Source organism: Streptomyces sp. 8K308 (assembly GCF_004348315.1).
Lineage (GTDB): Bacteria > Actinomycetota > Actinomycetes > Streptomycetales > Streptomycetaceae > Streptomyces.
Map to the genome: position 1 here is coordinate 40,527 of NZ_SMKC01000007.1, position 24,359 is coordinate 64,885.

At 73.5% G+C, this 24,359-nt stretch carries 23 protein-coding genes; 5 read left to right on the forward strand and 18 right to left on the reverse strand.

Annotation, left to right across the window (positions count from 1 at the left end; genetic code table 11):
* Positions 1-191 precede the first annotated feature (191 nt).
* The 3 genes from E1265_RS02490 to hppD all read right to left on the reverse strand — a co-directional run bounded on the left by E1265_RS02490 (position 192) and on the right by hppD (position 3,990).
* The gene (locus E1265_RS02490; RefSeq protein ID WP_132928531.1) at positions 192-1,469 is read right to left on the reverse strand and encodes an APC family permease; all 1,278 of its coding nucleotides are present in this window, start codon (positions 1,467-1,469) and stop codon (positions 192-194) included.
* A 65-nt stretch (positions 1,470-1,534) separates the two neighbouring features.
* A complete protein-coding gene (fahA, locus tag E1265_RS02495) occupies positions 1,535-2,734 on the reverse strand; it encodes a fumarylacetoacetase (RefSeq protein ID WP_207930924.1) in 1,200 nt (399 codons plus the stop codon).
* 50 nt (positions 2,735-2,784) lie between these two features.
* The gene (gene hppD, locus E1265_RS02500) at positions 2,785-3,990 is read right to left on the reverse strand and encodes a 4-hydroxyphenylpyruvate dioxygenase (RefSeq protein WP_132928533.1); all 1,206 of its coding nucleotides are present in this window, start codon (positions 3,988-3,990) and stop codon (positions 2,785-2,787) included.
* A 223-nt stretch (positions 3,991-4,213) separates the two neighbouring features.
* Between hppD and E1265_RS02505 the strand changes: the two genes are divergently transcribed.
* From E1265_RS02505 to E1265_RS02515, 3 genes are all read left to right on the forward strand, one after another.
* Positions 4,214-4,810, forward strand: a complete 597-nt coding sequence (locus E1265_RS02505) for a TerD family protein (RefSeq protein WP_132928534.1) — start codon at positions 4,214-4,216, stop codon at positions 4,808-4,810.
* A 104-nt stretch (positions 4,811-4,914) separates the two neighbouring features.
* A complete protein-coding gene (locus E1265_RS38535) occupies positions 4,915-5,757 on the forward strand; it encodes an RICIN domain-containing protein (RefSeq protein ID WP_243740482.1) in 843 nt (280 codons plus the stop codon).
* A 68-nt stretch (positions 5,758-5,825) separates the two neighbouring features.
* Entirely contained in the window at positions 5,826-6,449 is a 624-nt protein-coding gene (locus tag E1265_RS02515) for an HD domain-containing protein (RefSeq protein WP_132928535.1), read from the forward strand.
* Positions 6,450-6,456: 7 nt separating this feature from the next.
* Here E1265_RS02515 and E1265_RS02520 read toward each other — a convergent pair whose 3' ends face one another.
* The 15 genes from E1265_RS02520 to E1265_RS02590 form a co-directional block, all read right to left on the reverse strand.
* Positions 6,457-7,710, reverse strand: coding sequence for a sugar ABC transporter permease (locus tag E1265_RS02520; RefSeq protein WP_132928536.1), 1,254 nt, complete (start codon positions 7,708-7,710; stop codon positions 6,457-6,459).
* Positions 7,703-8,581 carry an ATP-binding cassette domain-containing protein gene (locus E1265_RS02525; protein WP_132928537.1) on the reverse strand — a complete coding sequence of 293 codons (879 nt, stop codon included), beginning with the start codon at positions 8,579-8,581 and terminating at the stop codon, positions 7,703-7,705. The genes E1265_RS02520 and E1265_RS02525 overlap by 8 nt, the downstream gene beginning before the upstream one ends.
* Before the next feature lie 12 nt (positions 8,582-8,593).
* Positions 8,594-9,655 (reverse strand): sugar ABC transporter substrate-binding protein, encoded by a 1,062-nt coding sequence (locus tag E1265_RS02530; protein ID WP_132928538.1) that lies wholly within the window; start codon positions 9,653-9,655, stop codon positions 8,594-8,596.
* 43 nt (positions 9,656-9,698) lie between these two features.
* Entirely contained in the window at positions 9,699-10,316 is a 618-nt protein-coding gene (locus tag E1265_RS02535) for a histidine phosphatase family protein (protein ID WP_243740483.1), read from the reverse strand.
* Between the two features lie 367 nt (positions 10,317-10,683).
* On the reverse strand, positions 10,684-11,736 hold the full coding sequence (locus E1265_RS02540) for a 2-hydroxyacid dehydrogenase (RefSeq protein ID WP_132928539.1): 1,053 nt from the start codon (positions 11,734-11,736) through the stop codon (positions 10,684-10,686).
* A 47-nt stretch (positions 11,737-11,783) separates the two neighbouring features.
* Positions 11,784-13,250: an FGGY family carbohydrate kinase gene (locus tag E1265_RS02545; protein ID WP_243740484.1), complete on the reverse strand. Its 1,467-nt coding sequence runs from the start codon at positions 13,248-13,250 to the stop codon at positions 11,784-11,786.
* Positions 13,243-14,790 carry an FGGY-family carbohydrate kinase gene (locus tag E1265_RS02550; RefSeq protein WP_132928540.1) on the reverse strand — a complete coding sequence of 516 codons (1,548 nt, stop codon included), beginning with the start codon at positions 14,788-14,790 and terminating at the stop codon, positions 13,243-13,245. Before E1265_RS02550 ends, E1265_RS02545 begins: the two co-directional genes overlap by 8 nt.
* Positions 14,791-14,992: 202 nt before the next feature.
* Complete coding sequence (locus E1265_RS02555; RefSeq protein WP_207930925.1) at positions 14,993-15,799, reverse strand: DeoR/GlpR family DNA-binding transcription regulator; 807 nt, start codon at positions 15,797-15,799, stop codon at positions 14,993-14,995.
* 82 nt (positions 15,800-15,881) lie between these two features.
* Positions 15,882-16,751 (reverse strand): ribokinase, encoded by an 870-nt coding sequence (locus E1265_RS02560; RefSeq protein WP_132928542.1) that lies wholly within the window; start codon positions 16,749-16,751, stop codon positions 15,882-15,884.
* Positions 16,748-17,695, reverse strand: a complete 948-nt coding sequence (locus tag E1265_RS02565) for a nucleoside hydrolase (protein WP_132928543.1) — start codon at positions 17,693-17,695, stop codon at positions 16,748-16,750. The genes E1265_RS02560 and E1265_RS02565 overlap by 4 nt, the downstream gene beginning before the upstream one ends.
* A complete protein-coding gene (locus E1265_RS02570; RefSeq protein WP_132928544.1) occupies positions 17,692-18,471 on the reverse strand; it encodes a glutamine amidotransferase in 780 nt (259 codons plus the stop codon). Before E1265_RS02570 ends, E1265_RS02565 begins: the two co-directional genes overlap by 4 nt.
* A complete protein-coding gene (locus E1265_RS02575; protein ID WP_207930926.1) occupies positions 18,468-19,517 on the reverse strand; it encodes a phosphotriesterase in 1,050 nt (349 codons plus the stop codon). The genes E1265_RS02570 and E1265_RS02575 overlap by 4 nt, the downstream gene beginning before the upstream one ends.
* Positions 19,514-20,536, reverse strand: coding sequence for an ABC transporter permease (locus tag E1265_RS02580; RefSeq protein ID WP_132928545.1), 1,023 nt, complete (start codon positions 20,534-20,536; stop codon positions 19,514-19,516). Before E1265_RS02580 ends, E1265_RS02575 begins: the two co-directional genes overlap by 4 nt.
* Positions 20,533-21,351 carry an ATP-binding cassette domain-containing protein gene (locus E1265_RS02585; protein WP_243740485.1) on the reverse strand — a complete coding sequence of 273 codons (819 nt, stop codon included), beginning with the start codon at positions 21,349-21,351 and terminating at the stop codon, positions 20,533-20,535. Before E1265_RS02585 ends, E1265_RS02580 begins: the two co-directional genes overlap by 4 nt.
* Positions 21,348-22,337, reverse strand: coding sequence for a substrate-binding domain-containing protein (locus E1265_RS02590; RefSeq protein WP_132928546.1), 990 nt, complete (start codon positions 22,335-22,337; stop codon positions 21,348-21,350). The genes E1265_RS02585 and E1265_RS02590 overlap by 4 nt, the downstream gene beginning before the upstream one ends.
* A 196-nt stretch (positions 22,338-22,533) precedes the next feature.
* On the opposite strand from E1265_RS02590, the gene E1265_RS02595 reads away from it, so the two are divergent.
* Both E1265_RS02595 and E1265_RS02600 read left to right on the forward strand, forming a co-directional pair.
* On the forward strand, positions 22,534-23,547 hold the full coding sequence (locus tag E1265_RS02595) for a LacI family DNA-binding transcriptional regulator (RefSeq protein WP_132928547.1): 1,014 nt from the start codon (positions 22,534-22,536) through the stop codon (positions 23,545-23,547).
* A 14-nt stretch (positions 23,548-23,561) separates the two neighbouring features.
* Positions 23,562-24,359 (forward strand): M20/M25/M40 family metallo-hydrolase (locus E1265_RS02600; RefSeq protein WP_243740486.1); only part of this gene is annotated, 798 nt, incomplete at its 3' end.

The following is a 24,359-nucleotide window of genomic DNA, read 5'->3' on the forward strand; positions in this document are numbered from 1 at the left end:
AGCCTGCGGCACCGAAACGTTCCGGGGGTCGAAAATTTTCCGGAAAAGGTTTTCTGGGTGTGTTGCGCTGCTCGGCGTCGCCATGGCCTCGGGCTTCGTCAACCCTTGGCGCGCGATTCGTTTCCGAGGCGGGCCGTCAACAGGCTTGTTTGAGTGGTGGTTTCCGGAATTCGATGTGAACAGTTTCCTGGTCAGCGGCCGGGTCGGGCCGCGCCCGGGCGGCGGGCGGCGTAGCCGGCGGCGCCGACCGCGAGCACCAGCGCGCCGGCCAGCACCGAGGCGAGCGGCAGCGCGAGGGCCAGGGCCAGGCAGCCCACCAGGCCGACGGCCGGAACCAGCCGGCGCCGTCGGCCCTCGGCCGTGGGGAGCGTCCAGGCGCTGGCGTTGGCGATGGCGTAGTAGACCAGCACCGCGAACGAGGAGAAGCCGATCGCGCCCCGCAGGTCCACCGTCGCCGCGACCGCCGCGGCCACCGCGCCGACCGCGAGCTCGGCCCGGTGCGGCACCCCGAATCGCGGATGCACCGCGGCCAGCGGGTGCGGCAGGTGCCGGTCGCGGGCCATCGCCAGCGTGGTGCGGGAGACGCCGAGGATCAGCGCGAGCAACGAGCCCAGGGCGGCCACCACGGCGCCGACGCGCACCACGGGCGCCAACTCCGGCACCCCGGCGGCCCGCACCGTGTCCGCCAGCGGCGCGGCGGCGCCGGCCAGGCCACCCGCCCCGAGCACCGCGAGGGCGGCCAGCGCCACCGCCGCGTACACCACGAGCACGATGCCCAGGGCGAGCGAGACGGCCCGGGGGATGGTGCGCGCCGGATCGCGCACCTCCTCGCCCAGGGTGGCGATCCGCGCGTACCCGGCGAAGGCGAAGAACAGCAGCCCGGCCGCCCGCAGCAGGCCGTCGGCCCCCGCGTCCGTCCAGCCGTGCGCCAGGTCGATCCGGGCGGCGCTCGCCCGGTCGGAGGTGAGGGCGGCGACCACCACGGCGGCCAGCACCGCGAGCACCACGGCCACGATGAGCCGGGTGAGCCAGGCCGACTTCCGCACCCCGCCGTAGTTCACCGCGGTGAGCGCCACCACGGCCGCGACCGCCACCGCGTGCGCCTGCTCGGGCCACGCGTAGGCCCCGACCGTGAGCGCCATCGCCGCGCAGGACGCGGTCTTGCCCACCACGAAGCCCCAGCCGGCCAGATAGCCCCAGAAGTCGCCGAGCCGCTCCCTGCCGTAGACGTAGGTGCCGCCCGAGGCCGGATAGCGCGCGGCCAGCCGGGCCGAGGAGGTGGCGTTGCAGTAGGCGACCAGCGCGGCCAGGGCCAGCGCGAGCGGCAGCGCGGCGCCCGCGGCCCCGGCGGCCGGGGCCAGCGCCGTGAACACGCCGGCCCCGACCATCGAGCCGAGCCCGATCACCACCGCGTCGAGGAGGCCGAGCCGCCGCCGCAGCCGCGGGCCGGAGCCGCCGGGTCCGTTCATGGTGGTGGCCTCTCGCGGGTCTGCCTGCCGTGTCCGGGCCATGATGCAGGACCGGCCGGCGGCGGCTACCCGGGGGTCGACCCCACCCGGCCGCGCACCTCGCCGAGCCGGATCCGGCCGCCGTCGGGCCCGGGGGCCGTGCCGCTGATCGCGACCTCGTCGCCGTCGAGCAGGAAGGCACGCTCACTGCCGTCGGGCAGGACCAGCGGCTCGGCGCCGTTCCAGGTGAGCTCGATCAGCGAGCCGCGCTGCTCCCTGCGGGGGCCGCTGACGGTGCCCGAGGCGAACAGGTCGCCGGTGCGCAGCGGCGCGCCGTTGACGGTGAGGTGGGCCAGCTGCTGGGCCGCCGTCCAGTACATGCCGGCGAACGGCGGTCGGGAGATCGGGTGGCCGTTGAGCGTCACGGTCAGCTCCAGGTCGAGACCCCACGGCTCCGCCCCGGCGTCGTCGAGGTAGGGCAGCGGCCGGGGGACGCGCGGCGGGGGCGCGACCCGGGCGTGGCGCAGCGCCGCGAGCGGCACGACCCAGGGCGAGACCGAGGTGGCGAAGGACTTGCCGAGGAAGGGGCCGAGCGGCACGTACTCGAAGGCCTGGACGTCCCTGGCCGACCAGTCGTTGACGAGACAGACGCCGAAGACGTGCCGGTCGGCCTCCGTCAGCGGCACCGGCCGGCCGGGCGTCGAGGGCGCGCCGACGACGAAGCCCACCTCGGCCTCGAAGTCCAGCCGGGTGCTGGGGCCGAACACGATCTCCCCGTTCGAGGCACGGCGTTGGCCGCTGGGTCGGACGACGGGCGTGCCGGAGACCACCACGGTGCCCGCACGGCCGTGGTAACCGACGGGCAGGTGCTTCCAGTTGGGGGTGAGGGGCGCGTCGTCCGGGCGGAACATCCGGCCCAGGTTGGTGGCGTGCTCCTCGCTGGCGTAGAAGTCGGTGTAGTCGGCGACGGTGAACGGCAGCCGGGGCGCGGTGAACTCGGCCGGCACCAGCAGGGGTTCGATGGCCGGCCGGTGCCGCTCGTCGGTCAGCCACTCGGTGATCCGGGCGCGGACCCTGGCCCAGGCCGCCGGTCCGGCGGCCAGCAGCCCGTCCAGGGTGCCGGCGGCGAACAGCGCGGCGTCCGCAGGCAGCAGGGCCCGCGCCGCCGCCGTCAGGTCGAGCACCAGGTCGCCGATCGCCACCCCGACGCGGGGGTCGGGCGACCCGGGCGCGGTGAAGCTGCCGTAGGGCAGCGTGCCGGGGCCGAACGGGTGCGCGGGGTCCACGTCGAGCCAGGGCCGGCCGGTGCTCGGGGACGCGGACCCCCTCCGCCCGCTCAGAAGTTGCCCCGCTTGGCCTGCTCGCGCTCGATGGCCTCGAAGAGCGCCTTGAAGTTGCCGATGCCGAAGCCCAGCGAGCCGTGCCGCTCGATGAACTCGAAGAACACCGTGGGCCGGTCGCCAAGCGGCTTGGTGAAGATCTGCAGCAGGTAGCCGTCCTCGTCCCGGTCGACCAGGATGCCGCGCGAGCGCAGCTCCTCGATGGGCACCCGCACCTCCCCGATGCGGGCCCGCAGTTCAGGGTCCGAGTAGTACGAGTCGGGCGTGGCGAGGAAGTCGATGCCCCTTTCCCGCAGGGTGTCCACGGTGGCGACGATGTCCGAGGTGGCCAGCGCGAGGTGCTGCACGCCCGGGCTGGTGTAGAAGTCCAGGTACTCGTCGATCTGCGAGCGCTTCCGGCCGATCGCCGGCTCGTTGAGCGGGAACTTGACCCGGTGGTTACCGCTCGCCACCACCTTGCTCATCAGCGCCGAGTACTCGGTGGCGATGTCCTCGCCGACGAACTCGGCCATGTTGGTGAAGCCCATGACGCGGCGGTAGAAGCCCACCCACTCGTCCATCCGGCCGAGCTCCACGTTGCCCACCACGTGGTCGAGCGCCTGGAAGATCCGCCGGGGCCCGCCGGCCGCGCGGGCGCGCGCCGAGGCGCGGCCGACGTAGCCGGGGAGGTAGGGGCCGGAGTACCGGGAGCGGTCGACCAGGCTGTGCCGGGTCTCGCCGTAGGCGGCGATGGCCGCCACGCGGACGGTGCCGTGCTCGTCGGTGAGGTCGTGCGGCTCCTCGATGACCCTGGCGCCCTGCGCCCTGGCGTGGGCCACGCAGCGGTCGACGTCCGGCACCTCGAGCGCGACGTCGACGACCCCGTCGCCGTGCGCGCGGTGGTGGTCGAGCAGCGGGCTGGCCGGGTCCACGCCGCCCTTGAGCACGAAGCGGACCGCGCCGGAGCGCAGCACGTAGGCGTGGTGGTCGCGGTTGCCGGTCTCGGGCCCCGAATAGGCCACGAGCTCCATGCCGAAGACCAGCTCGTAGAAGAGGGCGGCCTGGGTGGCGTTGCCCACGGACCAGACCACCGCGTCCCATCCGGTGAGGGGGAACGGGTCGCGCGCCGCGTCGTACTCCACCAGGCCGACCAGCTGCCGCAGCTGGTCGGCGTCAAGCTTGGCCAGCCGCTCCTGGCTGGTGAGGGTCATATCGATGCTCACGGTCGGGCCTCCTCCACCAGAGGGATCGCTGTACAGAATGACACCGCGCCACGCTTCGACCGGGCAAGAGCCGCGCGGATCGCTGGTAAGGCTGATCAGGATGCCGATCGATCGGCGCGATTCGCTGTACAGAATGCTCAGTGCGTCTGGTATCGCTCGGTGCATTTCTACAGTGCCGTAGATTCCGGTCCGGCCCGTTCCCGAGTCCGAGGAGTTGATCGACGTGGGTGTGTCGCTGTCCAAGGGCGGCAACGTCTCGCTGACCAAGCAGGCCCCGAACCTTTCCGCGGTGACCGTCGGGCTCGGCTGGCGGGCCCGGGCCCGCCCACCCGTGGCGAACGGCGCGGACTTCGACCTGGACGCCAGCGCCCTGCTGGTGAACGCGCGGGGCCGGGTCCCGAGCGACCGGCACTTCGTCTTCTTCAACAACCTCAAGAGCCCCGACGGCTCCGTCACCCACATGGGAGACGAGCTCGTCGGCGGAAGCGGCGGCGCCGGCGGCGACCAGGAGGAGATCGTGGTGGACCTCGCGGCGCTCCCGTCCGAGGTCGAGCGGGTGGTCTTCGCCGTCTCCATCTACGACGCCGACGCCAGGCGACAGAGCTTCGGGCAGGTCACCGGCGCCTTCATCCGCGTCGTCGACCAGGCCGGAGGCGGCGAGCTGGCCCGCTACGACCTGACCGAGGACGCGTCGAACGAGACGGCCATGGTCTTCGGCGAGCTCTACCGGCGCGCCGCCGAGTGGCGGTTCCGCGCCGTCGGGCAGGGCTACGCCTCCGGCCTGCGCGGCATCGCCGCCGACCACGGGGTCAACGTCTGAACCGGCGTCTGGCCAAGGGACCCTGGTTGGGACCAACGCCGTGCGCTGGCTAGGCTGTTGCCCTCTTCCCCGATCGTGCCCGTGCCCCGTGAACGGAGGAATCGGTGCCATCTCCCCGCTTTTCCAGCACGTTCGCGAGCAAACCCGCGCGCCCCAGCCGGGGGCTCCTGCCCGGTCGTCGAGTCTGGACCACCCTGGGTGGCACGGCCGCAGCGGTAGCCGTCATCGCCGGCGCGACCGCCATCGCCACCGAGCTCGACTCAGGCGAGCAGGAGCAGGTCGCCGCCCCCGCGCCGGAGAACGAGCAGCCGGCCGAGCCGCTGGTCGACGAGCCGGTCGAGGAGGCCGAAGCGGCCGAGGACGAGCCCGCGGAAGAGGAGGAACCGGCGGAGGAGACCGAGGAGCAGCCGCCGCCCCCGCCGGCCGACGAGCCCCCGGCCGAGGAAGCCGAGGAGGAACCGGCCGAACCGCCGGCCGACGAGGCGGACGAGGAGCCCGCCGAGCCGCCGGCCCAGCAGGACGAGCCGGAGCAGCAGAACCAGCCGGCCCGGGTCACCGGACCCACCGGACTCATCCGCGGCCTCGCCGACAAGTGCGCCGAGAGCAACACGTACGAGCCGGGCAACGGTACCGAGCTCCACCTCTGGGACTGCAACGGCACCCCCCGCCAGCAGTGGACCGTCGCCTCCGACGGCACCCTGCGCGTCCAGGGCTACTGCCTCAGCCTCGCCGGTGGCGCCACCGCCGACGGCACCCGCGTGGTGCTCGCCGACTGCGACCCCACCCAGGCCATCCAGCGGTGGCGCATCGAACGGGCCGCCCGCGACATCGTCAACGTCGTCGCCGACCGCTGCCTGGACGTCGCCAACGCCAACACCTCCAACGGCACCCCGCTCCAGATCGCCAACTGCTCGGGCAATCCCGCGCAGAAGTGGACCGCCCCGTAGGGCGCGGACGGGCATGGCAGGCCGATTCGGTCCGTCGTCGCGGTGACGCGTGAAGGAAGGCGCACGTCATGGTGCGGGTGTTCGAGGCCGCGGGCGGTTGGCCGTCCGTGCGGGAACGACTGGCGCCGCGCGTCGCGGGCCAGGACCTGGCCTCGCTCGACGAGGCGGTCGAGTTCGCCGTGCGCTGGCACGCGGACCAGACCCGGCCGGCGGGCGAGCCCTACGTCGAGCATCTGCTCGAGGCCGTGTGCGTGTTGGTCGAGGCGGTCGGCACGACCGACGTCGACGTGTTGCGCGCGGCCGTTCTCCACGACGTGGTCGAGGACACGGAGTGCTCCCTCGAGGACGTGCGGCAGCGCTTCGGTGACCGCGTCGCGGTCCTGGTCGACTGGGTGACCAAGCCCGCGCCGTCGGACGGCCTCAGCCGCGAGGAGGCGCGGGCGGCGTATCTCGCGCGCCTACGCACCGCCCCGCCCGATGCCCTGTTGGTGAAGCTGGCGGACCGGCTGAGCAACGTGCAGCGTCTCGATGCGCATCCCCGGCCGGAGAAACGCCGTTCGTACTACCTGGAGACCGTGAGCTCCATCGTCCCGCTCGCGCGGTCCCATCCCTGGTTCCGCCAGTGGTACGCGGCCTGGCGCGACGCTTTCCGCCATCTCGCCGACGACAGCCCGGGCGCGCGCCCTCGGTGAGCGGCCCCTAGGCCATGCCGTGCGCGGCCCGCGAGCGGCGGGCCGCCGAGTCGAGGACCACGGCGAGCGCCAGCACCAGGCCGGTCACGATGAAGCGGAACGACGAGTCCAGGTCGAGCAGCGTCAGACCGTTGGAGATCGACTGGATCACCAGGATCCCGAGCAGCGCCGAGAACGCGCCGCCCCGGCCGCCGAACAGGCTGGTGCCGCCGATCACCGCGGCCGCGATGGCGTTGAGGTTCACGTCGCCCGCCCCGCTCGCCTGGTTGGCCGCCGCCAGCCGGGACGCGGCGAGCAGCCCGCCCAGCGCCGCCAGCGACGAGCACAGCACGAACGCCGTGGTGTAGGTGCGGCGGACGTTGATCCCGGCTCGCCGCGCCGCCTCCGCGTTGCCGCCGACCGCGAACAGCGAGCGACCCCAACTCGTCCTGGTCAGCGCGTAGTGCGCCGCCAGCACCAGACCAACGAAGCAGACGAACATCCAGCCCACGCCCCGGGCCTCGTTCAGGTACCAGGCGGCGAAGCCGAGGCCGGCCAACACCGCGACGCTGCGCACCACGAGCAGCGGCGTCGACCGCGCCGAGAGCCCGGCCCGCCGCCGCGCCCGGGCCAGCGCGCGGCCCGTGACGAACAGCCAGACCGCCGCGACCACCACCAGCACATAGGAGAACCAGGCCGGCACGAACGTCAGTTGCGCGAAGCGCACCAGGCCCGAGTCGTACGGCAGGTTGATCGCCCCGGTGTCGCCCAGCAGGTACAACTGCACCCCGAGGAAGCTGAGCAACCCCGCCAACGTGGCCACGAAGCTCGGCACCCCGAGCCGGGTCACCATCATCGCGTAGACCCAGCCGATCGCCGCCCCGGTGCCGACCGCCGTCGCCATGGCCAGCGGCATCGGCCAACCCGCGTCGACGAAGGTCACGGCCGTCAGCGCCGCCGAAAGGCCGCTGACCGAGCCGACCGACAGGTCGATCTGCCCCACCAGCAGCACGCACACCACGCCCAGCGCGATCACGCCCACCGGCACGCTCTCCATCAGCAGGTTCACCAGGTTGGCGCTGGAGAGGAAGGCCGAGTTGAGCGACTGGAACACCGTCCAGATCACCACGAGACCGAGCACGATGGGCAGCGCGCCCAGATCGCCGCCGCGTATCCGCTCGACGATGACCGCGAGCGCGGCCCTGGGCCCCTCGCCCCGCCGCAGCCGCTCGTCGAGCAGGTCGAGCGGCGCCGCGTCCCGGGCGGCCTTCAGGTCACTCATCGCCCTCGTCCTTTCGTTCGCTTCTCCGATCGCGCGGCGAAGGCTGGGCTCGTGGGGCATGGCGCGGGTGGTCAGCCGCGCGCTCGTCGCTCACGTCGCCCTTCCCACGCCGCGCCCGGCGCGTCACCACGTTGTCCGACGCGCCGATGATCGCCGCGACGATGTCCTCGTCGGAGGCCTCGGCGACCCCGAAGAACCCGTTGTTGCGGCCGAGCCGCAGCACCGCCACCCGGTCGGCGACCGCCCGCACGTCCGCCAGGTTGTGGCTGATCATCACCACCCCGAGGCCGCGGTCGCGCAGCCGCTCGATGAGGTTGAGCACCTCGGTGGTCTGCGCCACGCCGAGCGCCGCCGTCGGCTCGTCGAGCACGATGATCCGCGGATCGCCGAGCAGCGAGCGGGCGATCGCCACGGTCTGCCGCTGCCCGCCGGACAGCGCCGCCACCGGAACCCGCACCGAGGGGATGCGCGCCGACAACTGGCGCAACAGCTCCCACGACCTGAGTTCCATGGTGACCTCGTCGAGCCGCCGGCGCCGCAACTCCCGCCCCAGGAACAGGTTCTCGACGACGTCCAGGTTCTCGCAGAGCGCCAGGTCCTGGAAGACGGTGGCCACGCCGAGCGCGTGCGCGTCGGCCGGGCCGGCGATCGTCACCTCCGTGTCGCCGAAGGCGATCCGCCCCGAGTCCGCGCGGTGCACCCCGGCCAGCACCTTGACCAGCGTCGACTTGCCGGCGCCGTTGTCCCCGACCACGGCCACCACCTCGCCTGGCGCCACGTCCAGGTCCACGTCGGTGAGCGCGGCGACCGCGCCGAAGTTCTTGCTGATCCCGCGGAGCGACAGGGCCGCGGGCGCCACGTTGGCTGCCATCGCCGACCCCGCTCAGCCCAGGCCGGCCGCGGCGCAGGCGTCCGCGTACTCGGCCGTGCACACCTCGGACACCTCGATCTGCTCCGACTCGGCCAGCACCTCCGCCAGGTTGTCCAGCGTCACCACCGTCGGCTCGAAGAGCCGCGCCGGCGTGTCGAACAGGGTGGTCTCGCCCTCCGGCTCCTCGCCCGAGGCGAACTGGTGGGCCACCTCGGCCGCCGCCTCCGCGACGATCGCGATCGGCTTGGAGATCGTGTTGAACTGGTCGCCCGCCACGATCCGTTGAGCCGCCGCCACCTCGAAGTCGTTGCCGGTGACCGGCGGCACCTCGACCCCGGCCGCCCGGAACGCGGCGATCGCGCCGCCGCCCGTGCCGTCGTTGGCCGCCACCACGCCGGCGATCTCCTCGCCGAACCTGGTGATCTGCCCGCTCACCCACTCCTGGGCGTCCGACGGCTGCCAGTCGGGCGTGTCGTACTCGGCGAGCAGTTCGAAGCCGCTGTCGTCGATCGCGTTGTGGATGCCCTGCTTGATCAGGCCCGCGGCGGCGTCCGTGGGCGAGCCGTTGACCTGGAGCAGCCCGCCCTCGGCGCCGGTCTCCCGCAGGTGGTCGACGAGGGACTGGCCGATCTGCTCGCCGATCGCCTCGTTGTCGAAGGAGATGTAGTAGTCGGGCGGCGTCTCCAGGATCGGCCGGTCGTAGGCGATCACCGGCACCCCCTGGGAGCGCGCCGCGTTCACGATGCTGGCCGCCGCCGTCGAGTCCACCGGGTCGATCACGATCACGTCCACGCCCTGCGCGAGCGCCGAGTTGGCCTGCTGCTGCTGGCGGGAGGCGTCCGCGTTGGCGTTGTTGTAGATCACCTCGCAGTCGGCGCACAGCTCGGCCATCCGGGCCTCGAACAGCGGACTGTCGTAGAGCTCGTAGCGGGTGGAGGCGATGTCCGGCATCAGAAAGGCGATCTGGGCCCCGCCGCCGTCGCCGTTCTCGCCGCCGCCTCCCTCGGTCGTACAGGCGGTCGCGGCGGTCAGGGCCAGCAGGACGGTGGCGGTGAGGGAAACGAGTCTGCGCACGACGGTCCTTTCCGAGCGGGTGGTGGGGGAGTAGGGGGCCGGGTCAGTGCCCGACCAGGGGACGGTTGAGCGACAGCAGCGCGGCCGGTGGGCCGGGCTCCGCCGGCAGCCGGACCTCGGTGACCGCAACGTTCTCGAAGCGGGGGAAGACCCGGCGGTACATGGCCAGTTCGAGGCCGAGCAACGCGCACAGCGCGAGCCGCAGCACCGTGCTGTGCGCGACCACGAGCACCGTGCCGTCCGGGTGCCGCGCCACGATCTCGCGCAGCGCGGCCGTGGCCCGGCGGGCGGCCGACTCCGGCGGCTCCGCGCCGGGGAACGGGTGCGCCACCGGATCGGCGACGAACGCGCGCACCAGCTCCGGATCGGCCTCGGCCCTGGTACGGCCCTCCAGGGCACCGAAGTCGACCTCGCGCAGTCCGGACATCACCCGCACCGGCAGCCCCAGCGCGTCGGCGGCCGGCCGCGCGGTGCGCAGCGCGCGGCGCAGCGGCGAACTGACCACGGCGGTCACGCCCTCGGCCGACACCGCGTTGGCCAGCGCCGCCACCTGCCGCCACCCCGCCTCGCTCAGATCCGGATCGCTGCGCGCGCCGGCATACCGGTTGTCCCGGTGCCAGACGGTCTCCGCGTGCCGCATCAACAACAACCGCGCGCTCACCGGATCACCGCCTGTCGCTCGCCGCGCGGCCGGCCGCCGTCCGGCGCGGAGCGCCGTGTGAGCGGCGCCGTCGGGCACCGGGCCGGGCTGCGGCCGTCCGTGCGGGCGGCGGGCCGCTGCGTCGGCAACGGCCGTTGGGCGCTGGCGGCTTCGCCGCGTGCCGCTGGGCGCGGAGCCCGTGGGTTCGATGGGGCGAGGCCGGATGCGACGTCAGGCGGCAGAGGCCGAGGCCCGGCGGTGCCGGCCCGGCGCGTGCGGGCCGTGCCCTGTCGCTCGCGGCCAGCCCGTGCCGGCCAGGCACCGCGGCACGCCGCCGCGCACGCGGCCGTCGGCCGCCCGTCCGCACGCCGCGCGAGGCGGCGGGCGCTCATCGGGCCGCTCCCGTTCGGCCGGTGCCGGCCGGGTGGAGCGGCGGTTCGCCGTTGAGCCAGCGCAGCGCCTCCGCCGCGACCATGCGCGCCGCGCGTTCGGCCACGGCGCGGCTCGCGCCCGCCAGGTGCGGGGTCAGCACCAGGCCCGGCGCGCCCCGCAGCGGGTGGTCCGGCGGCAGCGGCTCCACGTCGTACACGTCGAGGCCGGCGGCGAACAGGTGCCCTTCGCGCAGCGCCGACGCCAGTGCCCCGTAGTCGAGCAGCCCGCCGCGCGCGCAGTTGACCAGCACGGAGCCGCGCGGCATCGCGGCCAGTTCGGCGGCGCCGATCAGCCCGGCCGTCTCCGGCGTGAGCCTGGCGTGCAGCGAGACCACCGTGGACGAGGCGAGCAACTCGGGTAGCCCGACCACCCGCACCCCGGCCGGCAGCGTCGCCTCGTCGGCGTAGGGATCGGCCACCAGGACCCGCGCCCCGAGTGCCACCAGCACCGCGGCCACCCGGCCACCGACCGCGCCCGCGCCGACCAACCCCACGGTCCGGCCGGCGAGTTCCAGGCCGGCCGCGTCGTAGGCGTAGCCGCCGCCGTCCCACCGGCCGGCCAGCATGGACTGGTGCGCCGGCGGAATCCGCCGCATCGCCGCCAGCATCAGCGCCAGCGTGTGCTCGGCCGTCGACGCCGCGTTGCGGCCCGGCGCGAAGGTGACCGTGACGCCGTGCTCGGCCGCGGCGGCCAGGTTGGCGTTGACCGGGCCGCCCCGGCAGACCGCGAACAGCTCCAGGTCGGGGCAGGCGGCCAGCACCCGCCGGGTCAGCGGCGCCATCTGGGTCAGGCACACCCGGACCCCGGCCAGCGCCTCGATCAGCTGGTCCTCGGACCCCGACGCCTCCCGCACCTCGGCCACCGGCCCGAACGGCACGTGCGGCCATGGCAGTTCCAGCTCCCGCACCTGCCACGCCGCCGGGTCGCCGGCCTCGTGCAACGCCTCGACCAGCAACCGGTTGAGCACGAAGTGGTCCCCGGCGACCAGCACGGGGATGGGTTCCGACACGTCGCTGCCTCCCTGACTCGTCTGAACAGCCTGACTCGTCCTGTGGGTTACCCGCCGCCGGCGGCGAACCGCGCATCGAGCCAGCCGCGCCGCACGAACTCCGCGACCAGCGCGTGGTATCCGGGGGTGAGCGCGGCCGTCCGCGCCGGGTCAGGTTCGAGGGTGTGCCGCACCCGCACCAGCCGCCGGGCCGCGCCCGGCACGTCGCCGCCCAGCGCGCCTGCCGCGAGCACCGCCATGCCGAGCGCCGGCTCGGGGTTGGCCGGCAGCCGCACCTGGACACCCAACACGTCGCACCGCAGCTGGTTCCACCACGCGTTCCGGGTGGCGCCGCCGGTGAACGCCACCGGGCCGCCCACGTCCGCGCCCGCGCCGGCCAACACCTCGAACGCCAGCCGCTCGAGGTGCGCGACCCCGAGGCAGACCGCGGCGAAGGCCGTGGCCTGGTCGTCGCCTGAGACCGCGAGCGGATTACCGTCGAGGAAGCCGCGCGCCTCGGGTGCCACGAAGGGGAACCGCTCGCCCGGGCCCACCAGCGGATAGCACGTCGGCACCGCGCGCACCCGCGCCGCCCGAGCCGTCAACGCCTCCAGGTCGGCGTCGGGGAAGAGCGCCCGCACCGCCCCGGCGCCGGTGCTCGACGCGCCGCCCGGCAGCCACAGGTCGCCGTGCGGCGCCCGGTGCGAGTACACCGCGCCGGTCGGGTCGCGCGGCAGCGCGGCGCTGACCCCCTTGAGCGTCAGGGTCGTGCCGAGCACCGAGTTCCACTCACCGACGCCCAGTGCGCCGGCGGCGAGCTGCGCGGCGCAACCGTCCGTCATGCCGGCCACCACCGGGGTACCGGCCGGCACCCCGGTGCGGGCCGCCGCCACCTGGCACACCTCGCCGAGCACCGTGCCCGGGCGCACCACCTCGGGCAGCACCGCCGGGTCGACGTCGAGACCGGCGAGCACCTCGGCCGGCCACCGCTCCTCGACCAGGTCGTAGCCGGTCTTCAGCGCGTGGCTCGAGTCGCTGGCCACCGGGTGGCCGACCAGCGCGGCGGCCACCACGTCCGGCTGGTGCGCGAGCCGCGCGCCGGTCAGCAGCCCCCGGTCCCGCCACCACAGCAGCTTGGGCAACGCCCAGGACGGCTGCATCCGGTACCCGAGCCGCGCCCACAGCTTCGCGCCCGCCTCCTGGGCCTCGGCGGCCAGCGTGCCGGCCCGCGCGTCGTCGTACATCAGCCCCGGCGTGGACGGCACGCCGTCCCGGCCGGTCAGCAGCACGGTGCCCGAGGTGGCGCAGACCGCGACGGCGCCCACCGGCCGGCCGTCGAGGCCCGCCGCGAGCTCGGCCAGCGCGTCGGCGGCCAACGCCCACCAGGCCGCCGGCTCCTGCTCGTGGCGCGGCCCGTCGCGGTGGCCGCGCAACGGGCGGGCCGCGCCGGCCACGGTGTGCCCCGCGTCGTCGACGGCCAGCGCCCGGACGCTCTGTGTGCCGAGGTCGACCCCGATCCACACCGGCTCAGACATCGGCCCGCCACCCTTTCCAGCGGGAGGCGACCAGCGCTCTGGTGGCCAGGAACTCGGCGTGCTCACGGTCGTGGAACTCGCGCGCGCCGGGCGCGGGCACCAGCCGCCGGTCGCGCCTGACCAGCGCGGCCGCGGCGGCGCCGAGGTCCTGGTGGTCGCCGAGCGCGGTGAGCGCGAACAGCAGCGCGCCCTTGGCGCCCACCTGGCTGTCCTCGGTGGTGACCGCCGGCACGCCGGTCACGTCTGCTATCAGCTGGCACCACAGTTCGCTGGCCGCGCCGCCGCCGCACAGCGCCAGCTCGACCGGCCGGTGCGGTGCCGCGTCCAGGCAGTCCCTGATGACGTGCGCGAGCCCCTCGAGCACCGCCCGGGCCAGGTGCTCGCGGCGGTGTGCGAACAGCAGCCCGGTGACCAGGCCGCTGGCCGCCGGATCGAGGAACGGCGCCCGCTCCCCGGCCGGCGACAGGTAGGGCAGCAGCCGCAGCCCGTCGGCGCCGGGCGCGGACCCGGCGGCCAGCGCGGACAGTTCGCCGTGGTCGCGCAGGCCGAGCAGTTCGACCGTCCAGTCGAGCACGCCGGTGCCGGCCAGCGTGGGGAACGCCCGCAGCACCGGGCGCCACGGCCCGAAAGCGAGGGTGAGCCCGGACGGTTCGCCGGCCGTGTCGGGGGCGTCGACCAGCACCTCGGTGCAGAGCGTGGTGCCCAGCACGCAGGTGGCCTGCCCGGCGACGGTCGTGCCGGTGCCGAGCGCGGTGGCCACCACGTCGTAGGGCGCGAGCACCACCGGGGTGCCGGCCGGCAGGCCGAGCTCCGCCGCCGCCTCGTGGGTCAGCTCGCCGACCTGGTCGGCGCCGGAGAGCAACGGCGGCAGCAGGCGGCGGTGTTCGACCAGCCCGTACGCGGCGAGCAGGTCGTCCGAGTAGTGACGGGAACCGATGTCGAGCCAGGGCGCCGACGCCTCGGACACCTCGATGCCAAGCACCCCGGTCAGCCGCAGGAACAGCCAGCCGCCGCAGGTGAGGACCGCGTGCGCGGCGCGCAGCGCGTCCGGCTCCTCCACGGCCAGCCGCCGCAGGATGGCGTTGGGCAGCCCGGCGTTGGTCAGCGAGCCGTTCTTCCGGTAGGCGCGAGCCAGCACCCCGGCCGCCCGCCACTCCCGGACCACGTCGGCCGCGCGGGCGTCGTTCCACAGCACCGCGGGCCGCACCGGCCGGCCCCGTCGGTCGACGAGCCAGGCGCCGTCGCCCTGCGCGGTGAGCGCCACGAGACGCACCGGACCCGGCGCGGCGGCGACGGCCTCGTGCACGGCGGCGGCGACCGCCCCCCACACCGCGGCCATGTCCTGCTCGGCGCGGTCCCGCCGTGGATGGTCGACCACCGTCTCCCGGCGGCACACCACCACCTCGCGCCCCGCGGCGTCGAACACCACGGCCTTGATGACCGTCGTGCCGGCGTCCACGCACACCGCGAAAGGGCCGTCGAACCGACCATCGAGACGACCGTCGGAGTGACCGTCGAAAGGAGCATCGTCCAGCGCCATTGCCGCACCACCTCTTTCCGGCCGTGCCAGAAGTGAGGCGTATTACACGCGCGGCCCGCGGGAGTTCGCAACTCTTAACATCGATCTTGCCGACGGCGCTGGACGGTTCGGAGAAATCCCCAGCTCAGCGGCCGAGAACCCGCCCGCCGGCGGAGGTTTGGAAGGTGAACTTCACACACGCCGCGACCCGGTCGCCGAGCCGTCAGCCGACGTCCACCACGTCGATCACGCCGCCCCTGGCGCGCAGCTCGCGCACCGTCGCCTCGGGGGTGCCGGCGTCCACCACCACCCGGTCCAACTCGGCCACCGCGGCCAGCCGGTAGGGCGCCCTGCGGTCGAACTTGCTGTGGTCGATCAGCGCCACGCTGCGGGCCGCCGAGGCGATCAATGCCCGCCTGGTGACCATGGTGTTCCGCGACTGGATCCGGCAGATCCCCTGGGCCACCGCGGTCGTGGAGAGGAACAGCACGTCGGGGCAGTGCCCGGCGGCCTCCCGCGCCGTGGCCTGGCCGAGGAACGAGTCGTACGCGGCGTCGTACCGCCCGCCGAGCCCCACCAACTCGATGCCGGGCCGCGCCGCCAGCGCCCGCAACACCGGCAGGAAGTGCGTCACCACGGTCAACGGCGCCCGCTCCGGCAGCAGCCTGGCCAGCATCAGCGACGTCGTGCTGTCGTCGAGCGCGACCACCTGACCCGGCCGCACCTCGCTCGCCAGCACCTCCCGCGCGATCGCCTCCTTGGCCTCGACCTGCGCCCGCATCCGGTGGTCGAGGTCGCCGTGGAAGGTGGTGGTCGGCGCGCAGGTCGCGCCGCCGCGCACCTTGTGCAGGAAGCCGCGCCGCTCCAGCTCGTCCAGATCCCGGTGCACGGTCATGATGCTCACGCCGTACCGCCTGGCCAGTTCGGCCACCCGCACGAACCCGGCCTCCGACACCTGACGGCGCATGGCCACCCGCCGCAACTCCGGATTGCGCCCGGCCCCTTCGCCGGCGATGGATTCGGTCGCCACGCCCACAGCTTGGCACGCGGACGCTCCCTCGACCATGGGCGTGACACGGCGGGGCCGCGCGAGCCGGGGCACCAGAGGGGGATCAGCCCAGTTCGGCGAGGCGCGGCAGGCTCAGCATGGCGCCGGTTCTGGTGGTCGTCAGAGCGGCGGCCCGCGTCGCCCACTCGGCGGCCGCCACGAGGGAGCCGCCATCCAGCAGCGCGGCCACGAGCGCCGCGCAGAAGGAGTCACCGGCCGCCGTGGTGTCCCGCGCCCGGGCCGGTGCCGCCGGCACCCGCACCAGCCGGCCGTCCTCATGGACCAGACAGCCGTCGGCGCCAAGCGTGACCACGAGACGCGGCACCCGGAGTCGTCGGACCGCCTCCTCGACCTGGTCCGTGCCGGTCAGGGCGGCAAGCTCGTGGCGGTTGGGCACCAGGAGGTCGACCCGGTCGAGCAGCGAAGCCGGAAGCGGTGTCGCGGGAGCGGGGTTGAGCACAAAGAGGCCCTGGGTGGCGGCCGCCGCCGCGGCCACGGCCGCGACCGGCGTCTCCAGCTGGCACATGACCGCTCGCGCCGCGCCGAGCACCGGTGCGGCCGCCGTGACCGTGGCCGGTGACAGCAGGGCGTTGGCGCCGGGCGCCACCACGATGGTGGAGTCGGCGCCGCTGTCCCGCAGCACGACCGCCAGGCCGGTCGGCGCCGCCTCGTACCCGATGTGCTCGGTGGCGACCCCCTCAGCGGCGAGCACGGCACGCGCCGCGTCGCCCGCCGCGTCCCGACCCGTCGCACCGACCATCGCCACCCGGCGGCCGAGACGTGCCAGCGCCACCGCCTGGTTGGCGCCCTTGCCGCCCGGCCCCTGGGCCACGCTTCCCCCCAGCACGGTCTCGCCCCGCACCGGCGGTCGATCGACGTCCACGGTCAGGTCGACGTTGACGCTGCCCACGACCACGACCTCGGCCTCGCTCATGCCTGCCTCCCGAGCCGGGCGATGGCGGAGACGATCCGGTCCCAGAACGCCTCCCGGTCCAGCTCCACGGCCACCCGGGCGTTGGCCGGCCGCCGCAGGTAGCCGTGCAAGTCCACCACGGTCGCGCCGCGCGTGTGGCTGCCGCGCAGTTCGATCTCCACGTGCGCCGCCACGCAGCGGACCAGCGCCGGGTCGATCACCCTGGCCACCGCGACGGGGTCGTGCAGCGGCGGCGCCGGGAAGTTCCACAGCCGCTGGTAGGTGGAGCCGAAGAACGTCATCAGCTCCGCGCACAGCCTCCCGAGCTCCGTGCCGAGGCCGGCGAGCCGGCCGGTGACGTCCGGTGTGACCAGGGCCTGGTGCGTGACGTTGAGCCCGCACATGGTGACGGGAACGCCGCTCGCGAACACGATCTGCGCGGCCTCCGGGTCCACGAAGACGTTGGCCTCGGCGTACGGGGTGACGTTGCCACGTTCCGTCGAGCCCCCCATCAGCACGATCTCCCGGATCCGCGGGGTGAGTTCGGGATGGCGGCTGAGCAGCAGTGCGATGTTGGTGAGCGGTCCGGTGGGCACCAGGGTCACCGGCTCCGGGTGGTCGGTGAGGACCCGGCGGAGCAGGTCGACGGCGTGCTCGCCTGTCACGTCCACCGTCGGCTCGCCGAACGCCGGCCCGTCGAGTCCGGACTCGCCGTGCACGTCGTCGGCTATCCGCAGCGGCTGGTTCAGCGGGCGCGCGCAACCGGCCGCGATCGGCACCCCCGTGATGCCGGCGACGGTGCAGATCCGCCGCGCGTTGAGCGTGGTCTTCGCCACCGTCTGGTTGCCGGCGACGGTGGTGATGGCGAGCAGGTCGACGGCTGGATCGCCGGCCGCCAGCATGATCGCGATCGCGTCGTCGTGGCCGGGATCACAGTCGATGACGACCGGGGTGGGCGCGGTCACGCCATGTCCCTTCCGGCCAGCCACCGACAGGCGTTGGTGAACAGCACGGCGTACCCCTTCCAGTCCAGGAACTCCTGCGGGCACCAGTGCGGCGCGATATCGGAGGCCCAGGCCAGGGTGCGTCCCGCGCCGACCTCGCGCACGGCGAGCAGCGGGTCGCCGCTCACCTCGGCGACGAGGTGGGCGTCCTCCTTGAGGCCGAACCGGTTATACCCGAGCAGCACCGGCCACCTCCCGCCGTCGGGCACCCCGGCGACGACGGGGTGACCGGCGTCCACCAGGAGAGGTTCCGCGCCCTCCGGCGTCTCCACCCGGTCGTCGTACTGAGCGATCACCGCCGGTAGCACTTCTTCCACGGCGCTGCCGTGGAAGAAGCCCTTGCCCTCGAAGCCCTGGAAGCTCAGGTAGCCGCCGGCCATGGCCAGACCACCGCCCGCGGTACGCACCCACTCGGCCAGCACCTTCAGCCGGTTGGGCCGACGCCGGCCGTTCAGCCAGGTGTCCTGGTGCAGGAGCAGGCTGTTGGCGCCGATGTCGGAGAGGATCACCACGTCGAACGCGGCCAGTTCGGCGACGCTCTGCGGGAAGCGCTCGGGTACCTCGTGCGCGGGCAGGTGGGTGACGGTCATCCCGTCGGCCTCCAGGACGCCGCGCAGCGGCTCGATGCCAGTGTGGAAGGTGACCGAGGTGAACGCGTCGAAACCTTTGTAGTGGGTGGACTGGCTCACCCATGACTCGCCGGCGACGAGAACACGGAGGGCTGGGGGCGGGGTCATGAGTGGATTCCCTTCGCGGCGGCGGTGAAGACCGCTGCCGGGTTGTGCACGAGTAGCTGTTCCAGGTCCTCGCTCGTCAGGCCGTGGCGGCGGAGGCGGGGGGAGAACCCGGTGATGACGTGGTCGTAGCCGTAGCCACCGAACCGGGTGAGCATGGTCTTGACGAAGGTGTCGCCGGACAACAGCAGCCGCCCGCCATGACCGGCGGCCACCAGCGCCGCGACGGCCCGTGCGTTCTCCTCGTCGGATGGCGACTGCGCGTCCTGGTCGGCGAAGTAGAACTCCAGGCCGACCATGTCGTACTCCAGCCAGGCGCCGCGTTCGGCCAAGGCGTGCTGGTAGTCGCGGTCGGCGTGACTGGGGTTGAGGTGGCACAGCACGGTGGCCGCCGGATCACCGCCCTCCTCCGCCACGGTGTCGAGGACCCGGTGCCCGTGCCGTTCCCAACCGGGCAGGTGGACGGAGAGCGGCACCCGGGTCCGACGCTGGGCACGGGCGGCGCCGCGCAGGACCTTCTCCTCGGCGGCGGTGAAGGCGGCGGAGACGCCGATCTCGCCGATGATGCCGGGGCGCACTCCGGCCACGCCTTCGATGACCTCGGCCTCGACGCGCTCGGCGACCCCCTCCACTGACATGCGGCGCACCTCGGGAGGATGGCTGGGTTCCAGGTAGTAGCCGCAGCCCATCACGACGTTGAGACCAGTGCGGCGGGCGATCTCGACCAAGCCGGCCGGGTCGCGGCCGATGCCAGCACACGTCTGCTCGACCATGGTGCGGCCACCGGCCGCGGCGAACCGCGCGGCTTCCTCGGCGGCCAGCTCGACGTCGTCGAGACGGCAGTTGTCCAGAGAGAGGAACGGGTCGTTCCGCAGCCGGCCGAGATAGCGCATCCGCACCGGGGAGTGGGCGATCTCGTGGCCTCCGGCGTCGTCGTCGGCCGGCGGGTGCCAGTACACCGAGCAGTCGTTGAGCAGGTGCTCGTGCATCAGCGTCAGCCCCAGCTCCGCGACGTCGACGGGGCCCGTGACCGTCTGGACCCGGGTCACGACGGCCCCTCGGCGAACCGCGCGAACAGCCGGGTGTTGGCCAGTACCGCCGCGAGCAGGATGGTGCCCTGGACGATCTGCACGTAGAACGGGTTGACGTGGCTCAGTTGGAGGCCGTTCTCGATGAACCCGAGGGCCAACACGCCGAGCACGCTGCCCAGGACGCTGCCCCGGCCGCCGAACAGGCTGGTGCCGCCGAGCACCACGGCGGTGATCACGGTCAGCTCGAAGCCGACACCCTGGTTCGACGAGCCGGTGCCGAGCCGGGTGGCGACCAGCACCCCGGCCAGGGCGGCGGCCATGCCGCAGATCAGGTACACGGTCAGGCCGACGAGCCGGATGTTCACCCCCGCGCGGCGCAAGGACTCCCGGTTGCTGCCCAAGCCGACGACGTACCTCCCGAAGGCCGTCTTGTCGAACACGACCCATGCGACGGCGGCGAAGACCAGTGCCACCACGGCGGCCGTGGGGATGCCGGCCACCAACCCCTGACCGAGGAAGCCGACCCAGCTGTCGGTGGGCAGGGCGATGGAGTAGCCGTCGGTGGAGCGCAGGGCGGTGCCACGGATGATGCCCAGGGTGGCCAGGGTGACGATGAACGCGGGGATCCCCTGGTAGCAGGAGAGCCAGCCGTTGAGACCGCCGGCGACACCACCGAGAGCCAGGGCGGCGACGAACGCCAGGGTGGGATCGGTGCCGTGGTCGATCAGGATGGCCAGCAGTGCGCCGCTGAGCGCCAGCACCGAGCCGACCGACAGATCGATGCCTGAGGTGGTGACGACGAATGTCATCGCGACGGCCACGATCATGACCGGCGCGTTCTGCCGCAGCACGCTCAGCCAGTTGTCCGTGGTGAGAAAGGTGTCGGCGGTCAGCGAGAAGACGACGAGGACGGCGAGCAGCACCGCTCCGATCGCCACGGTGTGGATGCGCGGTCCCAGGAAGGCGTGCACCTTCGCGGACCGGCCGGTGGCCAGCCGTTCCGCCCGCTGGGCCGGGGACAGGGTCGGGGCGGTCACGGGTGGACCCTCTCTTTCGCGGACTCCGTGCCCGGGGTGGCCGCGCCGTCCTCCGTGACATGGCCGCCGACGATCTCGGTGACCAACTGGTCGAGGCTGGTGGCGCGCGCGTCCAACTCGGTGCGCACCGTGCCCTCGTACATCACGGTCAGTCGGTCGCAGACCCGGAACAGGTCCTGGAGCCGGTGGGTGATCAGGATGACGCTCACGCCGCGCGCGGAGACCGTGCGGATGAGTTCGAGCACGGTCTCGACCTCGGTGACGGCGAGCGCAGCGGTGGGCTCGTCGAGGATGAGCACGTGCGGGTCGAAGGACACGGCCCGGGCGATGGCCACGGCCTGGCGCTGGCCGCCCGAGAGGTTGCGCACCGTCACGCTGGTCAGCGGGATGCGGATGCGCAGCGCGTCCAGGTGTCGCCTGGCCTCCGCGTGCATGCGCCGCTTGTCGAGGAACAGGCCGCCGGCGGTGCGCGGTTCGCGACCGAGGAAGAGGTTGGCGGCCACGTCGAGGTCGTCGCAGAGCGCAAGGTCCTGGTAGACCATGCCGATGCCGGCGTCCCGCGCCTCCCTCGGGTTGGCGAACTCGGTGCGGAGACCGTTGACCCGTATCTCGCCCGAGTCCGGGATGACCGCGCCGGACAGTACCTTCATGGCGGTCGACTTACCGGCCGCGTTGTCCCCGACGAGGCCCACCACCTCGCCCGGGCGCACCCGGATGGTCACCCCGCGGAGCGCGTCGATCAGGCCGTAACGCTTGCGCACGTCGATCATCTCGACGCGGTACTCGTGCCGCGCCGGGGTGTCGCCGGCCGTCACTGGAAGATCTCGCGGTAGGGGTCGACGTTGTCACGGGTCACGATGGTGACCGGGACGTCGATCCGCTCGTCCACCTGCTCGCCGGCCGCCAGCGCCACGGCCGCGTCGACCGCTTCGACGCCCTCGGTCCTCGGGTCCTGCTGGACGACGCCGGCGACGTAACCGGCGTCGATGCCGTCGATGGCCTGGCTGGTGAGGTCCCATCCGAAGACCGTGACCCGGTCCTGGGCGCCCTGGCTCTGCACGGCGGCCACGGTGCCGAGCAGGGCGGGCTCGCCGGTGGCGTAGATGATGTTCATGTCCTGCTGGGCGGTGAGCAGGTTCTCGGCGGCGGTGGCCGCCCCCTCCTGGGTGTTCTCACCATCGACGGTCTGGACCACCTCGGCCCCGGCGGCCTGGACGGTGTCGGCGAAGCTGTCCTTGCGCAGGTTCTGGATGTAGGAGTTCAGCGCGCCGACCACGCCGATCGTCGGATCGATGTCCTGCTCGTCGGCGTAGGAGTTGACGAACTCGCCGATCTGCTCGCCGGCCGCCGCGTTGTCCACGCCCACCTGCACGCTGACCGCCGGGTCGTCGATGATCGCGTCCACGGCTATGACATCGACCCCGGCCTGGTCGGCGGCCTGGATGGCGGGTTTGATGCCCTCCACGTCGATGGCTACCACGATCACGGCGTCGTAGCCCTGCTGAACGAAGTTGGAGACGGCCTGGTTCTGCTGCACCGGGTCGTCGTTGGCGTTGAAGAGGGTCAGCTCGGCACCCGCGGCGGCGGCCGCCTCCTGGGCGCCCTCGTTCATCTGGTTGAAGAAGATCGCCTGCTGGTTGATCTGGACCAGGCCAATCCTGACCTGGCCGTCGGCGGACCCGCCGCTCTCCGCGCCGTCCGCGCCGCCCTCCCCCTCGCGGGAGCAGCCGGCGGTCAGCCCAACGCCCAGGGCGACGGTCAGCGAAGCCGCGACAACTCTGCCTGCGTAGCGGTATCTCATCGGATTTCTCGTTTCTCTTGCGTGGCACCGGGATGCGCGGCTCCGCGGAAGACGACTTCCGGCAATCGATTGCCCGGTGGCGCTGGACAGTAGAGGAGCTCGGGGAGTGGCGTCAAGGGCGAGTACTCGGATACCTTGCGGAAATATTCATGGCCGATGCTTGCAATCGATTTCTGACCGGGAGGGCTCCAGAGTCATGCCGACGATCCATGACGTGGCGCGGGAGGCAGGAGTGTCCGCCTCGACGGTCTCCCGCGCGCTGTCCGGCTCAAGGAAGGTCAGGCCGGAACTGGTGCGGCGCGTCAGCGAGGCCGCCGAGGCGCTCGGCTACCGGCACAACGCCGTGGCCCGCGCCCTGCGCACCAACCGCTCCGACACGATCGGCATGGTCGTCCCGCAGATATCCAACCCGTACTTCCCGCTGCTCGTCGAGGCGGTGGAGCGCCGGCTCCAGCGGTCGGACATCGAACTGCTGCTGTGCGACTCCAACCGGGACGTCGCCGTGGAGGCGCGCCGGCTCCAGGCCCTGGTGGACCGTCAGGTGGACGGGATCATCATCAGCCCGCTCGACGCGGTCGCCAGCGCGCGGGCGGTGCGGTCGACGGGCGAGCGGGTGCCCCTGATACAGGTGGACCGCCGGGTGGAGGGAGCCGTCAGTGACTGGGTGGGCGCGGACGACGACGCGGGCATAAGCCAGTTGGTGGACCTGCTGGTCGCCCGGGGCAGGCGGGGCCTGGTCCTCGTCAGCTCGGCCTTCACCAACTCGTCGGCGGTCGCGCGTGCCCAGGCGTTCGAAGCGGCCCTGGCACGGCACGGTCTGAGTCCCGCCCGCTCACCTCTGCTCGGGAGCTTCGAGGTGGCCTGGGGACTCGAGGCCGCCCGCCGGCTGACGCGGCGTGAGGCGGGCGCCGCGGAGGTGGACGGGGTGGTCTGCGGTAACGACGTGATCGCGCTGGGCATGCTGCGTGGACTGCGCCTCGCCGGGGTCCGGGTCCCCGACGACATGGCCGTCACCGGCTTCGACGACATCGCTTTCGCGGAGATCTCCGATCCGCCGCTGACGACCGTGCGGCAGCCCTGGGAAGCGATGGCCGACGAGTGCGTGCGGCTGCTGCTGCGCGCGGACCCCGTCCCGGGACCGCGCGGAATCGCGGTCGCGCCCGTGCTCAGGATCCGGGAGTCCACGCCCGTGGAGAGGAGCGAGCCATGAGGGGGAGCGGCCGCGTGGCCGGTGTACCCGACGTTGTCGAGTTGACTCGTGCGCTGGTCGCCGTCGACACCGTGGACCGGGACGAGACCACGGCGCTCGACGTCCTGGCGCCGCTGTTGGCGGACGCCGGCTTCACCCTCGAACTCTTCGAGCACGCGCCGGGGCGCGGCGGGCTGATCGCCGAGTGGTCCCCCGCTGGGCATGCGCCACCGCTGTGCCTGTCCGGCCATCTCGACACGGTGCCGATGGGCGCCGCCGCCTGGAGCCACGATCCGCTCGGCGGCGAGACGGCGGGCGACCGGCTTTACGGGCGGGGTACCAGCGACATGAAGGGCGGTGTCGCCGCCATGGTGGTGGCCGCGACCCGGGTCGCGGCCCTCCCCGGCCCGCACCGGGCCGGGCTCCGCCTGGTGCTCACGGCCGCGGAGGAGACCGGTTGTCGGGGCGCCGCGGGGCTCGCCGCGAGGCTGCGCGGCAGGCCCAGCGGCCCCTTGCTGATCGCCGAGCCCACCGCCAACCGGGTACTACACGGGCACAAGGGCGCCCTGTGGCTCGCGGCCGACACCTCGGGCGTCACGGCGCACGGTTCGACGCCCCACCTGGGCGAGAACGCGATCTATCCGCTGGCCAGGGCGGTGACGCGGCTGGCCGGGTTCGACTTCGGGGCGCCGCCCCATCCGATCCTGGGCTCGCCCACGCTGAACGTCGGCACCTTCGAGGGCGGACTCAACACCAACTCCGTGCCGGACCGCGCACGGGCCACGATCGACGTCCGGACGGTGATCGGGCAGCACCACGGGGGGCTCACGGAG